The organism is Pontibacillus yanchengensis, from assembly GCF_009856295.1.
Taxonomy (GTDB): domain Bacteria; phylum Bacillota; class Bacilli; order Bacillales; family BH030062; genus Pontibacillus; species Pontibacillus yanchengensis_A.
Genome location: NZ_WMEU01000001.1, coordinates 787,964 through 805,183 on the forward strand (window position 1 = coordinate 787,964; position 17,220 = coordinate 805,183).

At 35.1% G+C, this 17,220-nt stretch carries 18 protein-coding genes and 3 pseudogenes; 7 read left to right on the forward strand and 14 right to left on the reverse strand.

Features of this window, described 5'->3' with window-relative positions; genetic code table 11:
- Positions 1-20 precede the first annotated feature (20 nt).
- Complete coding sequence (locus tag GLW08_RS03815) at positions 21-2,957, reverse strand: EAL domain-containing protein (protein ID WP_160847236.1); 2,937 nt, start codon at positions 2,955-2,957, stop codon at positions 21-23.
- A gap of 222 nt (positions 2,958-3,179) precedes the next feature.
- On the opposite strand from GLW08_RS03815, the gene GLW08_RS03820 reads away from it, so the two are divergent.
- Positions 3,180-4,940 carry an HD domain-containing phosphohydrolase gene (locus tag GLW08_RS03820; RefSeq protein WP_160847237.1) on the forward strand — a complete coding sequence of 587 codons (1,761 nt, stop codon included), beginning with the start codon at positions 3,180-3,182 and terminating at the stop codon, positions 4,938-4,940.
- A gap of 104 nt (positions 4,941-5,044) precedes the next feature.
- Entirely contained in the window at positions 5,045-5,620 is a 576-nt protein-coding gene (locus tag GLW08_RS03825; protein ID WP_337193893.1) for a helix-turn-helix transcriptional regulator, read from the forward strand.
- Positions 5,621-5,662: 42 nt separating this feature from the next.
- Here the strand turns inward: GLW08_RS03825 and GLW08_RS03830 are convergent, their stop codons facing one another.
- Positions 5,663-5,980, reverse strand: coding sequence for a DUF3243 domain-containing protein (locus GLW08_RS03830; protein ID WP_160847239.1), 318 nt, complete (start codon positions 5,978-5,980; stop codon positions 5,663-5,665).
- A 443-nt stretch (positions 5,981-6,423) separates the two neighbouring features.
- Here GLW08_RS03830 and GLW08_RS03835 point away from each other — a divergent pair, with 443 nt between their 5' ends.
- On the forward strand, positions 6,424-6,645 hold the full coding sequence (locus tag GLW08_RS03835; RefSeq protein ID WP_160847240.1) for a hypothetical protein: 222 nt from the start codon (positions 6,424-6,426) through the stop codon (positions 6,643-6,645).
- A gap of 259 nt (positions 6,646-6,904) precedes the next feature.
- Here the strand turns inward: GLW08_RS03835 and GLW08_RS03840 are convergent, their stop codons facing one another.
- Complete coding sequence (locus tag GLW08_RS03840) at positions 6,905-8,275, reverse strand: esterase/lipase family protein (protein WP_160847241.1); 1,371 nt, start codon at positions 8,273-8,275, stop codon at positions 6,905-6,907.
- A 315-nt stretch (positions 8,276-8,590) separates the two neighbouring features.
- On the opposite strand from GLW08_RS03840, the gene GLW08_RS03845 reads away from it, so the two are divergent.
- Positions 8,591-9,328 (forward strand): SDR family oxidoreductase, encoded by a 738-nt coding sequence (locus GLW08_RS03845; protein ID WP_036823747.1) that lies wholly within the window; start codon positions 8,591-8,593, stop codon positions 9,326-9,328.
- 59 nt (positions 9,329-9,387) lie between these two features.
- On the opposite strand, the gene GLW08_RS03850 is transcribed toward GLW08_RS03845, so the two are convergent.
- Entirely contained in the window at positions 9,388-9,537 is a 150-nt protein-coding gene (locus GLW08_RS03850; protein WP_160847242.1) for an FbpB family small basic protein, read from the reverse strand.
- 310 nt (positions 9,538-9,847) lie between these two features.
- Between GLW08_RS03850 and GLW08_RS03855 the strand changes: the two genes are divergently transcribed.
- On the forward strand, positions 9,848-10,003 hold the full coding sequence (locus GLW08_RS03855) for a hypothetical protein (RefSeq protein ID WP_160847243.1): 156 nt from the start codon (positions 9,848-9,850) through the stop codon (positions 10,001-10,003).
- 168 nt (positions 10,004-10,171) lie between these two features.
- On the opposite strand, the pseudogene GLW08_RS03860 reads toward GLW08_RS03855, so the two are convergent.
- From GLW08_RS03860 to GLW08_RS03875, 5 genes and pseudogenes are all read right to left on the reverse strand, one after another.
- Positions 10,172-10,751: pseudogene (locus tag GLW08_RS03860) on the reverse strand (RNA-guided endonuclease TnpB family protein); the annotation flags it as partial.
- An 84-nt stretch (positions 10,752-10,835) separates the two neighbouring features.
- Positions 10,836-10,976, reverse strand: coding sequence for a helix-turn-helix domain-containing protein (locus tag GLW08_RS22360; RefSeq protein WP_237458634.1), 141 nt, complete (start codon positions 10,974-10,976; stop codon positions 10,836-10,838).
- Positions 10,977-11,157: 181 nt separating this feature from the next.
- The gene (locus GLW08_RS03865) at positions 11,158-11,646 is read right to left on the reverse strand and encodes a GyrI-like domain-containing protein (RefSeq protein WP_160847244.1); all 489 of its coding nucleotides are present in this window, start codon (positions 11,644-11,646) and stop codon (positions 11,158-11,160) included.
- 254 nt (positions 11,647-11,900) lie between these two features.
- Positions 11,901-12,116 (reverse strand): hypothetical protein, encoded by a 216-nt coding sequence (locus GLW08_RS03870; protein WP_160847245.1) that lies wholly within the window; start codon positions 12,114-12,116, stop codon positions 11,901-11,903.
- A 187-nt stretch (positions 12,117-12,303) separates the two neighbouring features.
- Positions 12,304-12,708, reverse strand: a complete 405-nt coding sequence (locus tag GLW08_RS03875) for a hypothetical protein (RefSeq protein ID WP_160847246.1) — start codon at positions 12,706-12,708, stop codon at positions 12,304-12,306.
- 88 nt (positions 12,709-12,796) lie between these two features.
- Between GLW08_RS03875 and GLW08_RS03880 the strand changes: the two genes are divergently transcribed.
- The gene (locus GLW08_RS03880) at positions 12,797-13,258 is read left to right on the forward strand and encodes a hypothetical protein (RefSeq protein ID WP_160847247.1); all 462 of its coding nucleotides are present in this window, start codon (positions 12,797-12,799) and stop codon (positions 13,256-13,258) included.
- 197 nt (positions 13,259-13,455) lie between these two features.
- Here the strand turns inward: GLW08_RS03880 and GLW08_RS22365 are convergent.
- Positions 13,456-13,590 (reverse strand): annotated as a pseudogene (locus GLW08_RS22365) (IS200/IS605 family element RNA-guided endonuclease TnpB); the annotation flags it as partial.
- Between the two features lie 225 nt (positions 13,591-13,815).
- On the opposite strand from GLW08_RS22365, the gene GLW08_RS03885 reads away from it, so the two are divergent.
- Positions 13,816-14,352 (forward strand): DUF420 domain-containing protein, encoded by a 537-nt coding sequence (locus GLW08_RS03885; RefSeq protein WP_160847248.1) that lies wholly within the window; start codon positions 13,816-13,818, stop codon positions 14,350-14,352.
- A 63-nt stretch (positions 14,353-14,415) separates the two neighbouring features.
- Here GLW08_RS03885 and GLW08_RS03890 read toward each other — a convergent pair.
- The 4 genes and pseudogenes from GLW08_RS03890 to GLW08_RS03900 all read right to left on the reverse strand — a co-directional run.
- Positions 14,416-14,751, reverse strand: a pseudogene (locus GLW08_RS03890) (DUF4256 domain-containing protein); the annotation flags it as partial.
- A gap of 296 nt (positions 14,752-15,047) precedes the next feature.
- Complete coding sequence (locus GLW08_RS21570; protein ID WP_202406380.1) at positions 15,048-15,212, reverse strand: hypothetical protein; 165 nt, start codon at positions 15,210-15,212, stop codon at positions 15,048-15,050.
- Positions 15,213-15,282: 70 nt separating this feature from the next.
- Positions 15,283-15,711: a ferritin-like domain-containing protein gene (locus GLW08_RS03895; RefSeq protein WP_160847249.1), complete on the reverse strand. Its 429-nt coding sequence runs from the start codon at positions 15,709-15,711 to the stop codon at positions 15,283-15,285.
- Between the two features lie 60 nt (positions 15,712-15,771).
- Complete coding sequence (locus GLW08_RS03900) at positions 15,772-16,761, reverse strand: Gfo/Idh/MocA family protein (protein WP_160847250.1); 990 nt, start codon at positions 16,759-16,761, stop codon at positions 15,772-15,774.
- Positions 16,762-17,220 lie beyond the last annotated feature (459 nt).

Below are 17,220 nucleotides of genomic sequence, written 5' to 3' on the forward strand. Positions count from 1 at the left end.
ATAACGCTTCGCTCCTTATATTAATGGTTTGCTTGCTCTATTATCGTCTCAAGCTCTTGTTCGAGATTGGCTTCATATTCTAAGAAAGCCTCCATACTCATTGGCTTGGCAAAAAGAAATCCTTGAACACTGTCGCAGCCTCCCTTAATCAAGGTGTACAGTTGCTCATGTTCTTCTATCCCCTCAGCTACTACGCTCATTTGTAAACTATGGGCCACATCTATAATAGATTGAACGACAGAACGACCATATTGGGTATGCAACTCATTAATAAATGAACGATCTATTTTTAAAACATCAATTGGTAAGTCTTTTAAATAACTAAGGGATGAATATCCAGTTCCGAAATCATCTAATGAAACTCGAATCCCCATATTACGAATAATCTTTAACTTACTAATAACAAGTTCGGCTTGCTCTAATGCCTTACTTTCTGTAACTTCCACCTCTAACTGGGATGGAGTAATATGGTAAGAATGAATGCTTTCTTGTAATTTTTCTAGTACATGTTCATTTAATAATTGTTTAATGGATATATTTATAGAGAGAGTCCTAGTTTCTTGGTTCGTACCCTTCCAACTAGCTAGTAACTTACAAGCCTCCTCTATCACCCATTCACCAATCGGGATAATAAGACCAGTTTCCTCCGCAATAGGAATAAATTCTCCTGGAGAAACCTCACCTAACTCATCATGCCTCCACCGAATTAATGCTTCTACCCCCTCAACCTTATTTTCTTGAATATTTATTTTAGGCTGATAGTGTAAAAAAAGTTCTTGTTTTTCTAGAGCAAACCTTAGTTCCTTCTCCAGAATGACTCTTCGTTGGTTTTGCATAAGATAAGAACAATCAAAAACCTCTACACGATTTTTTCCTAACTCTTTTGCTTTATACATTGAAATATCAGCATACTTTATCAACTCATTGATATCTTGACTATCCTCAGGGTACACACTAACACCTAAGCTGGTTGTTATCGTAAGTTGTTGATTATTAATCATGTAGAAATCACTTATTTTGTCTACAATTGAACTGGCAATGTCAAAGGCCTGTTCCTTATTAACCTTGGATAGTAGAATGATAAATTCATCCCCACCCTGTCTTCCAATAAGAGAATCCTCTGGGCACACTTGTTTCAAGCGATTAGATACTTGGATGAGTAACTCATCACCTTTATCATGACCAAATGTATCATTAATCAATTTAAATCGATCCAAATCCAAAAATAAGATAGCTCCAAATACATTCTGATCTAATTCTTTTTTCAGCCTCTCTGCTAACAAATCACGGTTTGCTAGACCGGTCAATTTGTCGTGGTATGCCATGTAATTAAGCTTTTCCTGTGTTATATAAACATGGTTAAAAGAAGCAGCTAATTCTTCGCTCATTTTCTGTAAATTCCGAGATAGTACATCCAATTCTTGAAATTGACTGACAGGAAAACCCACTTCAATCTTATTTCGATTTACAATACGTCGTTGAACTTCCGTTGCGATATCCCCTAAATACCTAATTGGCTTAAATAGATTATGAGACAATAGATAACTAAACATAATAATAATATAGGTGATAATCACGGAAAGAAGAAAAATCTTTACATAGACGTTGTATAAATCTTGTTGATAGGAACGAACAGGTGCATCAACGATAATCGTCCACGGTACAGCTTCTAATTTTACCTCGCTTCTGTAAAATGATTGCTTCCACCTGTTCATTGCGGCCATATTTTCTTGGTCAGGTTTATATAGACTGATTGTTTCCTCCTCTTTTTGTTCAACTGCGTTGGCTGGTTCATTAAACTTTGATAATACTTTCCTTTCTGAGCTTGTTGACGCAATTAAGTGTTGATTTTTATCTATTAATGATAATTGGAAATGCTTATCTTGCTGTTCGTTTTTTAACAAACGATTTACATATTCGAGATTTAACGCCCCAGTCACATGTCCTTGAAATCTCCCCTTATTATGTATTGGGTAGTTAATTGTTACAGTAGGCGTAGTTATGCCACCTCTACCTACAAATACTTCTGATACCACAATATCATTCGTTTCTTTCAATTGTTTAAAGTATTCTCTATCCGAAAAGTTTAATAAAAGAGTAGAATCATCTTGTTTATTTTTTGGGGGGTAAAACCCAAAAACCTCACTATTTTCATCAGCTACATAAACATTGTGAAAATTAGGGAAAGATTCAACCGTTTGTTTCAGGTTTTGTTGGAGCTGCTCTGTTGGGGAAAGTTTTTGAACAGAATCATTTAAAGCTAATGCTTTGATGGGATTAAGATGATAATCTATGAAAGTCTCCAAGGAAATTTTAACATTTTTTCGAGCCTCACTGAGATTTTCTTTAATTTCATCTTCTGTTTTTTCAAATTCTCTTTGCCCTTGGTTTGTCACCAATATAATAATAGGAATTAAAAATAAAGAAAGAACAGAATAGAACAGAACATTTTCCAGTAATATCTTAGAATTATTCCTCGTTACCCACCTTTTGAAGGGTGTAATATCCACTAAAATAGATGCCAATAAAGTATTAAAAACCCCATTTAACATTAGCTTTAACGTCACCAAAATAGTTGCAATCCAACTCATATCTAGCACAAAATGATACAAACATAAAGTGACCCATGCTCCAATCAAAAGCCAATAGGCACCATCAAGCAAGACAATATTTTTGTAATTCCTTTTCTCATAAAGGAATCCTAAAAAAAATGCTTCAACTGTGAAGATTATTACCGCATATGGATGCCCCCATAGGATAATCGTATAAAGACTCGAGATAAATCCTGCTAACAAACCATATTTCCACCCATATACACAAATCACAATTACTGTAACAATCGATCCGAATAAAAAGTCTACCCCTAGGAACAGGGAGACATGGAAACTACTTAATATATATCCCAATACAATAAAGAGCAGCGGTAGTGTCTTTTGAATCATAGCTTGTTTTCCCATATAACCCTCCTACACATGACGCAAAAGTCCTAGTTCTTTGTAATTGCAATCACCTACTATTCTTAATGATTATTAGACAGCATAACAAAACTTATCATATTTAACATTCTTTGACTCTCCTATGTGTCATTTAGACACATTCACCTACATTAATTGCTGGTTATAGTAGAATTGTTTTAGGATAATATACGAATATAAATTCCATATAGCAGGAGTGGAGATATGGCCGTTTCTTTACCGATTAATCAAATCAAACCTTACGACAAACTAGAGGAACCAGTCTATCAAAATCATACACTGGTGTTGCCAAAAGGAACGATATTAACCTCCCATCATATTGAAAAGTTACGAAACTGGAATATTCGGGAAGTAGTTATAGAAGAAGATGAAGAATCAAGATCTCTGTCTTCGGAGGGAGAACATTTATCACGGGAAAGGGTACATAATGAACAAGTTCATACAGAGGAAGTAAGCTTTTTACAACATATCTTTCATCAGGAACTAAATAAAATTGTAAATGAGAGAAGATATGGAGAATTACTTAAGTCTGATTATACCCTTAAGGAAGTCAGAGATTTATTTATTCAATTGTTACAAGAACCAACAACGAAACAACTGTTAATGAAGCTTTACTGCTATGATGAATATAGTTTCACACATTCAGTTGATGTATTTATATTAGGATATGTATTAGGGAAAAAAGTACAAATCACCGAGTTAAAACGATTCACAAAAGCTTGTATCCTACACGATATAGGAAAAGTAAAAATATCCTTACATATCCTTCAAAAAAGCACAAAACTCACACACCATGAATACGAAATCATTCAAAACCATACCATCAAAGGCGAACAACTAATGAAAGACTATGAATACAATCAACTCATAGTAGACTTAGCTCGCTTCCATCATGAAAGAGTAAACGGTACAGGTTATCCAGATCAACTAAGCAGAGAGAAAACTCCCATGTCAAAAGAATTACAGATGTTGATGATCATTGATGTGTATTCTGCGCTCACACTAGATAGGTCGTACCGTAATGCATTTTCAGCTTCTAAAGCACTAGCGATTATGTTAAATGAAAGGCAGAATTACGATGAAGTAATGTTATACCATTTCATTAACACACTTAAGGTGTACCCTAAGAAATCTCTTGTTCGGTTAAATACGGGTGAATTGGCCCATGTCATGGACGTACCAAAAGAACTACCCACTTTATGTATTATTAAAAAGACTAAAGATGAAACCGAATTCATGTTACCTGTTGATAAATCCATTTATATTAGCCACCTCGTAGCATGGAAAGATGATGATCGTTCACAGAAGAAAATAGAGTGGGAATACTTTTTAAATAGTATTCTTTATGAAGATGAATCTCAGGCTTTATATCATTTTAATCTTTTAGAAGATGGCTACCGAATCGAAAAAATTTACACCAATATATTCGAGCCAGCTTTACATGAAATTCATAGGCTTAAAGATGAAAAACAAATAAATAAAGCAGAATTGCACATTGGCATGTCAACACTATTAAAGGTCATGAACTACAAGCGTTATGAGTATTCTAAAGATCAGCTAAATTTCAAAGGAACCGTATTGGTAATTGGAGTTGGAAACAATGAGGTCATGATGAAAATTCACATTCTTACTGATTTATTGTCATCAACCGGATTTCGAGTGTTTAATATGGAGACACAAGATTTACAATCTTCGCTCCCGAAGGAAGAACTCATACAATATATAAAAGAACAGGAAATCTCTCACGTAGCCCTTACAGCTACAAGGCAAACCTGTCACGCTACATTAAAAACCGTAAAAAGATTAAAAGAAAAGATTCCCAATACAACAGTAGCTTTCATAGAACATACTTCTCATGAAAGAGACGAGAACCATCTTCCTCATTTCGATTTTCATACTACGGATTTACAAACATATATACATTTTATCCTGAGTTACAAACAGAATAGTGGAAAAGAAAAATGATAAACATTATAGTATATCAATCTATATATTTATAGTAAATATTCCCATAGCAATTTGATTGATTTTTCTTCAAGGTAATATTACACTAATCATAAAAATGGTAGGTGAGGGCACTGGAGAGACAATGGTTAAAAGACATAAGAGAAACCAAGCACATGACACAGAAAGACGTAGCAAACCAATGTTTTATCGATCGATCCTACTATACTCAAATTGAAACAGGAAATCGAAACCCAAGTAGATATGTAGCCATTAATATTGCCAAAGTCTTAAACTTCGATCCCTCTGTATTTTTCACAGAAGAGCTAAGCAGCCCCTTTCAGCTTGCTCTACAAAACGTCCCAATTGTTATTGCTCATTGTGATTTAGAATTGAAATATACGTGGGTTTTTAATCCACATGATGATTTTATAGACAATGATACAATAGGAAAAAAAGATAAAGATTTGGCCAATAATGAAGGCATTGATAAGTTAACAGTACTGAAACAACGAGTGATTAATTCAGGAATAAGTGGACAATGTATTATAAGGTTCCCTTTATCTAACGGGTGGACCAATTACTTGGTATTCGCCTCCCCACTTGTTGATTCATTGGGACATGTTACTGGTGTTGCTACATCATCTATCAATCTATCAAATTTAGAACCTTTAGGTGTTAATGTAAAAGAACAAGCTTAGATTAATAGCATCCCCCTCCTATATTTTCAGAGGGGGGATAGTTTATTTGTAGTCCTGAACCATACGAACCAACATATGCGCTAAAACGTGCTGTTCATCCTCAGTTCCATTTTCCCATAACTCTTGCAATAACTTTTCCTCACGGTTTTTTGGCTCTTCATTATTTGATAGATAATTAGCCACTTTTTCCGCACTTTGTGCTAACGCCTCTTCACTCATTCCAACTTTCTCAGCCATACTCACTTTATTTCCGAGGTAGCTGGCAAAGTGATTAAAATTCTCTAAAATCTCCTCTTTCTTTTCATGACTCATATCTGCCGCTTTTTGTTCCATTTTACTTAAATTATTTTGTTCGCTCATTACGATAGCCTCCCTTTAACTATTCTTTTAATATAATTTCCTCCCAGCTAAAATGTTAAACATAACCAATAAAGAAACTATATGGTAACCCCCCCTACCTATTTAATTTGTTATAAAATAAAGGATACTTTTATGAATTAGAGAATTATACATATATGCTCCAAGAGGATAAATAATTGAATCCTATAGAATTCTATAATGAGGGGGGAGATAAAGTGACACAACTAAGTGAAAAAATCATAAATGGGCTAAGTATCGGAGTCTTAACAATTGATACACATTACCTTGTGGCGTCCATTAATGATGTAGGAACACAATAACTACAAATTAATAAAGAAGACACATTAGGAAGCAATGTATATGACCTCTTCCCAGAAGCTCCATCTGAAGTTAGAAATATAGAGAGAACGATTGAAACAGGAAAAGAATTTAAAATTGATGTAATGCGTTATAAGTGGGATGATTATGATTTATATCTTTCCGTTCAAACACACCTCTTAAAAGATGAAGACGATGTTATCGAAGCAATGGTTGAATTTACTGGTGTAACCCAACTTTATGAGAAGCAACTGAGGTTGATTAATAGAATGGAAGATATGGCCGTTAATGTCATTCCATTAATCAGAAGGAGTAGCTTAGCTTCCCCATCAACCTATTATAGATGAAGTTGAATTTCGATATATATTAGATAAAGGTATCGCGAATGTCATACATGAGAGCAAACTACTTGATTATCGACTTTTCTACTATTAGTACAGTTGATAGTGAATTTATTGATAAGGTAACTTATTCTTATAGGGACGAATGTTTCCATAACAGGAATTAAACCGAATGTTGCTCGTTCATGATTCATTCAGTAGACCCTTCCCTTGAGGTAGAATTTCATTTAAATCTTCAGTCTGTCCAAAGAAAGATTGCCTCGCATTAAGGAGAATGTAAGACTTTGTCAACTATATGGGTAACCCTTTCCTTTTTACTAAAGTACCACGTATGCCAGCCAGGAGTTTCCTCGGAAATAACGATTGGTTTTGGTTGCCCTAGAAATCTATAACTTGAGCTTTTATAAGGAATGACACCATCATGCTTAGAATCCTGAAATATTTGCGATTTATGTAAAAAGTGGCGATAGCTTTTCATAAAAAAAGAATCTCCATCCCCTGTTTCTGGGATGCAGTAGCCTATTAGGAACACTTGACCGGTAATGTGAAATGTTGTTTGATTCAGATGCCTAATAAATAGCGAATGAGGTGACATATCCGCTAATACAGGTGAACTACTTTGAAGCAAAGCTGCTTCTCCTAAAAACGCTTCATAAATGGGGAATGCTTCTTCTCCATATTGAATCAAGTCTCGGACTATATGAAATAAAAGTTCAGCCACATTCCATCCTTCTTCTGAAAACAATTGATTGCCATATTGAGCAAGAGGTGTCCCTAAATTAGGAACTCCAGCAAGTACAACATTGTGAATACAAAAGCAGACTCGAATTCCTTCATGATTTATCATACTTCTTGTCAACAACCCCCCTAAGCTATGAGCATAAATATCAACCTGATGCCCTTCTTGAAGAAGATCGGTTTCACACAGTACTTCATAAAGTTTCTTACCATGCTGAACAATAGAGGCATGAGTGGTCGCGTAGGAGTAACCAATTACTTTATCATAATGGTTCCGTTCTAAAATTTCTTTTTTTAATGCTTCAAAGTTCCGTTCTGATGCTGATAAGAACCCATGTACTATAATGGCTATCTTAACATCAGAAGATAGATTTATGGGTTGATCTAACAATAATTCACTCTCTCTTATTCCCCCATTTTCTAATTCCACTTCGTATAATCGAGGTATGGAAGGATTAAAATGATTCAGAAATGCTTTAACTTTCTGAATGAGTACAAGTACACGATGATGTGTATTTACTTCTTTTTGTATGGTAGCTACTTTCTCATCTATAGACGGAGACTGTTGGGGATAGGAAGATGCATTAAGATAAACAACTTCATACTCATGTAAGTTAGAAAGACTTAAACAATAGATAGCTTCTGTGTCAATTGGTATTTCAACTTTAATATCAGTGAATGGATGTAGTTCCCTTGCTTGCATCATTGATGTTACTAACTCATCTTCAGATACTACAATAAAAGGAAATTGTTTCATTAAGAAGTCAATACCATCTATTAAATCATCCATTTTCATTGAAAAGTCCGTAGCCATTATAAAACTTCGATCTTTGCTATCTCTTACTTTCTCAAAATCATTCTGTACATTAGAATAACGGATATATAAATCGTACTTCATTTAGATTCCACCTCCCTATATTGTATTTACATAAAAAAGTCCATTTTCCTTCTTTTCCTTCCATAATGTAGAAGACATGGCTAAAAGATTATTATTGAAGAAAGAGTGGCAAATACTTAAGAAGAGTTAAGATTAGGTGAATTAAAAATTCATTCTAATGAAGGTAACAGAACCATTCCTCTCATTCCTAAATAAAAAATTGTAATACAAACAACGCAACAATAGCACATCAGATAGTTTGTCTTTATACACATAGGGTACACATAGAAATGTAAGAAACAAAACTACTTCAATCCAACTAAAGGAGTGAGATTCATGGAACTAAACACAGCAATCATTACCGGTGCGAGTAGTGGTATTGGAGCAGCCACAGCAAAAGAATTGGCTAAGAAGAATATAAAAGTCATGCTAGCTGCTCGTCGTGATGAAAGATTAAAAGAATTAAAACAAGAAATTGAAGATATGGGCGGTACCGCTGAATATAAAGCAACAGATGTAACTTCTGCAGAAGAAATGGAAGCTCTAGCAAAAGAAACAAACGACACATTTGGATCTGTTGACATTCTAGTAAATAATGCTGGTCTCATGCCTCTTTCCTTCATGAATAAACGGAAGCTAGATGAATGGAACAAGATGGTAGATGTAAACATAAAAGGTGTTCTCCATGGCATTTATGCTGTGCTTCCTTACATGGAAGAGAAGAACAAAGGTCATATCATCAATACCTCTTCTGTTGCAGCTCACAAAATCATGCCTGGAAGCGCCGTTTATAGTGGTACGAAAATGGCCGTTCACGGTATTTCTGAAGGGTTGCGTGGGGAATTAGCTAACACAAATATTCGCACAACAATCATCTCTCCAGGTATGGTCGCTACAGAATTAACAGAAACCATCACGGACGAAGATATTCTTAATGCATTCAAGAACAATTCTAATGACATGCAACCATTACAAAGTCAGGATATTGCAGAAGCAGTTGGCTATGCAATTGATCAACCAGTTCATGTTGATGTTAACGAGGTTGTTGTTCGTCCAAGCAACCAGTCCTTATAAACAACAAGTTATTAGAAAATCCTTATCACTTCATGTGATAAGGATTTTCTTTTGTTTGTTTATAAATTATCATCTTTTTTACTTTTATTACGTGATAACAACTTTTTGTCTACTTTGTCCTCTATTTCCTCAATAGCTTTCTTATTGAGCAACATTTCTTCTTTGTTCGTTTGTATGAGTTGTTGGATGGAACGTTTGCTCCTTCTCATCTTATCCAATCTCACCCTTCGATTTGGTGTAAAACGATTTTACATAAACCTTGTTACATTTTTCACAATTTTCTACTCAATTAATTTTAGAACATTCTGACAATAAAGTCAATACGTTTTCATCCATATTTTGTATTTCACTAAATCGCATTGATTAGTTATAAAACTTTTCTTTGTTCACCAACATGGACCTTTCATTTGAAAGTATGTATTGCTTACATACAAGGTTGTTATTGTAATCAAAAAATAATATTTGTATATAATCCAGTTTTCTTAATAGGTATGTAGTAACAATCATAGGAGGTGCTGCATGGAGTTTTGGATGTGGGTGGTAGGTGTATTGATTTTGTTCCTTGTCATTGGATTCATATCAGATATGCGTGCCAAACGAAAAAGCTACGTAAAAGATGACAGTTTGCATAACCAAACCAAACAACAACAGTTTGACAAAGATCAGATCCGATAGTAAATAGATAGCCTTGTTGTATTAATGTAGACTACAGTATAAGAGTTAATATTAAAGATGCAAAAAAAAAGAGCATTGAATTGTTTTTCAATTTAATGCTCCTTTTTACGTTTTATACTATGCATTTATTTAGTGTCTGAATTTTGAATAATAAAACAACAGACCGGATTACAAATAATATGTATAAGGAAAATTTTTCGCTACGGTCACAACTTGTTTCCCATACCAATTCGCTTTGTATTCCAACATCCTTCTGAATTGCGACCATGATACTTCACTAATGGCTTTTGCAAGGTTGTGATGTTTCAACATGTTTGGACAGCCAAATCTTCAATACCAATCATGTCGTGGTTTTTGACGATATCGGTAGAGATTTTATCCGACATATCTTTTCTTACGTTTGCCATCTTTTCGTGAAGTCGAGCCACTTTTATCTTTTTTTTGCCAATTAGAAGAATCAAGTTGTCCTCTTGAAAGGATACGTTGAGCTTTTGCTACGTTTACTCTAATGTATGGAAGCATTTTGGATTTGCGTATATCGTTCCATCTGAAAGGGTGGCAAGTCTTTCAACCCAACATCTATTCCAATAAAAGAACTTGTTTTGTTGTAAGGTTGCATTTCTGTTTCAGCTAGAACGGAAACGAAGTATTTACCCGATGGGTTTCTTCTAATCGTGACACTCATGATTCGTCCTTCAATACCCCGGCTTTTGGCAAAACGAACATTCCCCAGTTTTGGTAGTTTGATAGTGCTTTTTTAACTCACGAACCGCTTTAATGGATGATTTTTATGGAAAAAAGAACTCCCCCCTTTCTAGTTGTTTTGAATGAGTTAACCATTCTGGATAATGTCGCTTACGATATACCAATAAGCATCTTTGTCTTTTTGTTTGCCCACAAAATAATTATAGACGAATCGAGCGCAACCAATTGTTTTATGGATAAGTTCGATAATGGAGATGGCTAGAGCCATCCCTTATCCGAAGGCGATTGATCCCCCCTTAACGTTGAGCTATGCCCTTCAACGCTTGAAGAGGGCGTTTTCTCGCCTTTTTAGATAAAATGAAAAGCAGCTCAATTAAGGGTACAATTAGTATTTTGTACTCCACAACTGAGCTACTTAAATCAGGGTGAGGGTGTTATTTTATATGTCTTTATTTGATTGGAAAGTACAATGTATACTCTGTGTTCTCTCCAACAAAAGGCTCGTAATATTCAAAGCCGAAGTCTCCCACTTGTTCATATTCTGATTCTTTAATCCAACGATACAAATAAGAATAAGGTTCAACTTCCTTATGTTCAACAGGGTTGTATCGTAGACTAGCGTATCTACCTGCAGGAATCACCTTACCTTCTAATCCCACTGGTAGTTCATCGAAACTACTAACTTCTACAGCAGCAAACCAAGTAAACTCGTCTTTTTCTGGATCCCAATTAGGGGGATCAATATACATCCCATAGGAAGAAGGTGCATTGATTCGATTGTTTATGTTTTGGATATCTCCTACATGAAATTCCTCTACCATATTAGGAATTTTAACATCCTTCTGTTCCATGGTTGTACTACAAGATTTACCTGCTAGCTTTACTTCATCTAATTCCACAATCTCTGGTTTTGAAATCGTTAATTTTCCACTACTCAAAACATCCACTCCTTTCTTAATAATTGATTACCACCTACATTCACACTTCTTTCCAAGGTCCTTGAAATCCTTTTTTAAATCAACAGAAAATCTTAAAAAACAAAAGCTCAGGGCTCACGTTTAGCGGTAGTGTACTAGTCGCTGGGAGTTGGAGTAGACGTCGTTTCTATACTATAAAGTTAGACACAAGCCAACATTTTTATAGTACGCTAGACAACAAAAAAGCAGGTGATGCACCTGCTTTTTGTTTGGATTTACCATGTTCCTGGTCCTCCTCCTCGACCCATGCTTTTTTGGAGCTCTGACTTACGTTCAGCTTCCTCTTTTCGTTTCTGTAACCTTTCTTCTGTTTCTCCTTCCCACTTTTGCTTTCTTGGTTTGCCTTTACGTTTAAGATACTCAGGGTACTTCACAAAAACAATAACGGATATGAAGACGACAATAGACAGAATAGGAACTATAATACCCACTCAATCCCCTCCCTTTTCTCCATTATACGAGGGGATTCATTCAATTTAATACGATAGAAGTTAGACAATTTACAAGGTTATTTTTCGATATAAAAAGTGGTTTTCTGACTTTTTTCTCCAATACCATAGTATTCATTTGGCTTTGAGATATTTAGTTACAGCATCTACTCGATTTGGTTGAATATGTTCACCCTTCTATTAATCCAATGTAAGGAATTTTTTCTTCATTTACTAATGCGATTAATAAATGACCATTCTTCTTTTCTAACTCAAAAATCTCCGTTCCAACTGAAAGTTTTGAAGCTGTACCATGTTTGAAGTTATTACCTTCATTAGAAACTTCCTTAATAGTCATTACTTTCTCTCCTAATGTAAAAGACGTATCCTGTATCCAGTCTATTTGTTCAGCATTTTTATATACGATGTTCCCTTTCACAAAAATATCTGCTTCTGGTTTTTCAGATAAAAAGGATTCAGCAGTAGGATTTGCTGTTTTTATGTCATCCGAGGAAAGATTTTGTGTAGAGCACGCGGTAAGTGCTACGACAATTATTAGATTCAAAACAACAACATACAGTTTATTAATCTTCATAATACATCTCTCCTTACTGGTTTGCTCTTATCTATTGCATGCCTCTTCTTCCGGCTTTATATTTCAGCCCTTTAACATGGGTTTAACTATGAAAGAAGGTATTGACCCTAATGTATTCAAAGAAAAACTATCCTCTTTACCATCTACATTCCTATATGGTAAAAAGAGCATTTTAACGAAAGTCTTACCATTACCTAACAGAAAAGAACACTCTTATTGTTACGGCAAGCTACCAATTGGAAAGCTCCCAGATGATATCCCACAAAATGTTGTACAAGCAACTAAATATGATATAGATTCCTTACTTACCTTTTACGATGGAAAAAACATTCAATTAGAAATGGAAGAGCTACTCCCATCTTTAATAGAAAAAGGTCTTGTTTTTATTGTGAAAGATGGACAACACCTCATTTCGAGTGCTTTAGCTCATACTACCGAAAACTTTTGTTTGATTGGAGCAGTCTACACAAACCCTAACTACCAAGATCAACGACTAGCTTATTATAGTGTGTTAGCACTCACACAACATTTGCATCGTCATGGTGCATAAATAATGATAACCAACTTCCCCATGAAATAAGTAGTTCCGTATTGGAATACAAATAAACATGTTGTACCAACTTCATTGAACTGCTTTCTTTCTATATGGTAATTGACTTTTTGAACACTACCATCACTTACGAAAGAAAACCGCTTTCGTTGAAGTGGGGGATTCCTAAGAACATCAACCTATCGGCTAATTATGGATTAGGCTATCCCCGTAGCGCCTACGGTTAATCGCAATGCTTCATTACGAAGGTTGATACTTGCGTTAATATCCCTTTTGTATTCCAACATCCTTCTGAATTGTGACCATGACAATTCACTAATGGCTTTTGGCAAAACGAACAACGAAATTTGCGCACGGAAATATCCGCGTGTTAGATCAACACAAAGGGACATTACTTACGACATTTTTAATTTGCATGAGGAATGTACAGTTTAATACTTAATAATCTAACTGCACCATTGGCTCACAAACCTGTCACTTTTTCAACCACTTATATAATGAATTCTCCTATTTTTTTCGATATACTTGATAAGAATCACTTTATTAAGAGAGGTTGAATGTCGTTGGAACTTAAGAAAGATTTTAACTATGTACCGTGGGTAGTTGGGCTATCTATTGCTATCAATCTTCTCGTCATAGCTCTACTATTTATCCCTAATATAGATAGCAGTACAGGGTTCAATATCAAACTATTACCATTGTTAAATGCAATTTTGAATTCATTTACATTTGTATTTTTACTAGCTGCATTATATATGATTATACGGAAAAATGTCACATGGCATAAGCGATTTATTTTTGCGGCCTTTACAACAACCGCATTATTTCTGGTATCCTATTTAACCTATCATTCTATGTCCTCTTCCACGTCATATGGAGGGGAAGGGATATTACAATATATCTACTATTTCATCTTAATATCACACATAATCCTAGCAGCCGCAATTGTTCCATTAGCTTTGTTAACTCTATTCAGAGGACTAGCAATGAAAGTAGATAAACATCGTAGAATTGCAAAGTGGACGATGCCCGTTTGGTTATATGTAAGTATTACAGGGGTTATTGTTTACTTGATGATTTCTCCATATTATTAAATGGATTTCTCAGCTAAGCTCAGCAAAAAAAGTCGAGCTTAGCTTTTTTATTCAAACCCTTAGTTTTTTATCAAAATTTTCAAGTTTTTGCAATGCACGATATTGCTCTTCAGTCAAAAGTTCGATATCCATAGAAGTTGCCATATCAATAGCACTATTTTCGGGTTTATGTTTATTTCTAAACTCTAGAGCTTCACGATCGTAACAAACACTTCTTCGACCTTTAGGACTTTCCGCTGAACAATCAAAAAAGAGGTATTCACCCTTCTGTTTATCAGAACCAACAACACCCGGTTCTCCACCAGTTCTCTCCATTTCCTGCAGTCACCAAAGTTTTTCGGTATTTGCATTCAGTTTAAGTTTAGCTTGAACATCAGCCCATTCAAGATCTTTATGTCGGAAATTGATAACGTCTCCATTATCTCCACTTTTAATATTAGAATAAGTTTTATCATTGAATTTTAAATCCTCTTTCGGTTATTTTTTGGGATTTTGATAAAAAGATAAACTAGAATCAAGTTTAGAATCAGTACCAATGCTTAGCTCGATTTGATATAATTTTTACTCCTCATCCATTCTCCAATTCTTAAGTTAATAAGTTCACGTCTGATACCACTTCCTGTAATTTTATCACAACATATAATGACCATAAAAAGAAGCCCTATAAGGACTTCTATTATCATGATATAAACTTTTTAACTGGGTTCAATCTCGTCATTAACAAGCCGAGTTACTTTGGTTGAATTGCCATGTTCTACTTCTTCTTCGGTTGCATCCTCTCCATATGAATCTTCCTCGTTCATAGTGGGAGCTACTTTCTCATCTTCTAAAGAGTCTGATTTGCGCTTTTTTGGCTCCATTCGTATATCCCTTCCTTCCCTATGTTAAATGTATGTGTAGTATGGGAAACGAGATGCTAATCTATACGAGTTAATGGCTCATTTGGTTCAACATATCGACGTGTTGTCGATCCTTGTCCAGTATCCCCTTCACAATTCGGTGACTCTCTTTGTCCAAATCTCCTTTTACTATTTCCTCGGAAATTTCAACACCATAATAGCTCTCACCTTTTAATGCACTTTCGATAATACCCTTTGTATCTTCTGGTATGCTAAATTTACCGATATACCCTTGAATAGAACCTAGCATACCTTCATTATCCACTGGTTTTCCACCTAAGTTTTGAATGCGTTCAGCCACCCGCTGAGCATGTTCTTTATGATCTTGTTGAATTCCTTGGAATTCTTTTTTAACATAGTGATCCTTCAACTTGCCTATGTAGTGTTCATAAGCATGGATACCCATGTATTGACCTTGTAGAAATTTATTTAACGTTTTCACTACATCTTCATTTGACATGCCTATCCCTCCTAGTCGTTATTAGTATTTCGTATAACAAAGGGAATATGCGGAGAAGTGTCATGATTGGTCAGCTGGGTAAATCAAGCCTATTTGTTTTCTAGCCGTTTCCATAATGACTGCTGTCGTAAGAGAGTTTTGGAAAGTATTAATAGTGGACATATTCTTTCCTTCTTGAACTAAACGAATAAACTCTTGTCCTTCATAATACATGTCCTGTTGCTCATGAGGTTCGCTTATCGTTTCCACTGATCCATCTCTGTACTTAATTTCAACATGATGCGGAGTTGAAATATTATCGTGAATGACCATACTTGCTTCTTCTCCTTGAATTTCTGAAGGTAGATAAGAATCATTCATTTTAGAATACATAATCACCGCATCCATTTCATTGTATTGAGCTAGGATGCTACCTGAACCATCAGCACCTGATTCTAGCATAATGCCAGAAGCCTTTATGCTCTGTGGTTCTCCAAACAAGACCACCATCGGATAGATGCAGTACACGCCTAAATCCATTAGGGAGCCATTGGAATAGCTAGGATTAAATGCATTCAGTACTGTTCCAGCTTTATAGGCATCGTATCGGGAAGAATACTTGCTGTAGCTAGCAACATAACGACGAACTTTACCTAGTTTATGTAAATGATTTTGTATTCGCCTAAAATTCGGGACAAGGGTAGTTCTCATAGCCTCCATTAAAACAACACCATTCTTAGTCGCTGCATCAATCATCGCTTGGGTTTGTTTTATATTTGAAGCAAGGGGTTTTTCACATAGCACGTGCTTCTTATGATTCATAAATCCTATAGCTTGTTCACTATGTACATAATTAGGACTCGCAATATATACAGCATCAATGGCGTCACTCTTTGCCATATCTTCATAGTCTGTAAACGTCTTTGCTATATTATACTTTCGAGCAAATTCATTTGCTTTTTGCTCTGTACGCGAAAACACTGCTGTTAGCTCAAAATCTTCTAAGTCCTTAACAGATTCAAGAAAACGATCCGTAATCCAATTTGTTCCTATAACACCAAATTTAACCATATAATAAAGCTCCTGACTATACATATTTTTACAATCAATCTATTAAAACATTTTTTCACTTATGATATGCTTTTTGTGTAACATTTTCATAAATAATTTCGATTTCAAGAAATGGAGGTCATCCTATCAGCACTTATTTCACACTTCTATTCTTGTTTTTGCTTGCATCCTACATGGTCTATACTGTGGTCAAAAACAAAACCACGAGAGTAAAAGCAATCTATAACAGGATCTTTTTCACGTTATTGATGTTAGATATTTTCGTGTGCCTTTTATTAAGTCCTTACAACAACTATGACCCGATGATAGGTTCTGGTTATGAAATACTCTTTAACATCTCCATTGTGATGGGGGTGTTTTTCCTAGTCAGTTATATTCTTTCCTCAACACTACCTAGCAAAAATCATCATAAGTAACTAGCCTTATTTGTTGAGCAGTCGATTCACCTTTCCTACATTC

What these genes read in the sequence shown, in the direction of transcription:
- GLW08_RS03815 (WP_160847236.1), bottom strand. Translation starts at nt 2,957, where the DNA reads ATGGGAAAACAAGCTATGATTCAAAAGACACTACCGCTGCTCTTTATT.
- GLW08_RS03820 (WP_160847237.1), top strand. Translation starts at nt 3,180, where the DNA reads ATGGCCGTTTCTTTACCGATTAATCAAATCAAACCTTACGACAAACTA.
- GLW08_RS03830 (WP_160847239.1), bottom strand. Translation starts at nt 5,980, where the DNA reads ATGAGCGAACAAAATAATTTAAGTAAAATGGAACAAAAAGCGGCAGAT.
- GLW08_RS03835 (WP_160847240.1), top strand. Translation starts at nt 6,424, where the DNA reads ATGCGTTATAAGTGGGATGATTATGATTTATATCTTTCCGTTCAAACA.
- GLW08_RS03840 (WP_160847241.1), bottom strand. Translation starts at nt 8,275, where the DNA reads ATGAAGTACGATTTATATATCCGTTATTCTAATGTACAGAATGATTTT.
- GLW08_RS03845 (WP_036823747.1), top strand. Translation starts at nt 8,591, where the DNA reads ATGGAACTAAACACAGCAATCATTACCGGTGCGAGTAGTGGTATTGGA.
- GLW08_RS03850 (WP_160847242.1), bottom strand. Translation starts at nt 9,537, where the DNA reads ATGAGAAGGAGCAAACGTTCCATCCAACAACTCATACAAACGAACAAA.
- GLW08_RS03855 (WP_160847243.1), top strand. Translation starts at nt 9,848, where the DNA reads ATGGAGTTTTGGATGTGGGTGGTAGGTGTATTGATTTTGTTCCTTGTC.
- GLW08_RS22360 (WP_237458634.1), bottom strand. Translation starts at nt 10,976, where the DNA reads ATGGCTCTAGCCATCTCCATTATCGAACTTATCCATAAAACAATTGGT.
- GLW08_RS03875 (WP_160847246.1), bottom strand. Translation starts at nt 12,708, where the DNA reads ATGAAGATTAATAAACTGTATGTTGTTGTTTTGAATCTAATAATTGTC.
- GLW08_RS03880 (WP_160847247.1), top strand. Translation starts at nt 12,797, where the DNA reads ATGAAAGAAGGTATTGACCCTAATGTATTCAAAGAAAAACTATCCTCT.
- GLW08_RS03885 (WP_160847248.1), top strand. Translation starts at nt 13,816, where the DNA reads ATGTCGTTGGAACTTAAGAAAGATTTTAACTATGTACCGTGGGTAGTT.
- GLW08_RS21570 (WP_202406380.1), bottom strand. Translation starts at nt 15,212, where the DNA reads ATGGAGCCAAAAAAGCGCAAATCAGACTCTTTAGAAGATGAGAAAGTA.
- GLW08_RS03895 (WP_160847249.1), bottom strand. Translation starts at nt 15,711, where the DNA reads ATGTCAAATGAAGATGTAGTGAAAACGTTAAATAAATTTCTACAAGGT.
- GLW08_RS03900 (WP_160847250.1), bottom strand. Translation starts at nt 16,761, where the DNA reads ATGGTTAAATTTGGTGTTATAGGAACAAATTGGATTACGGATCGTTTT.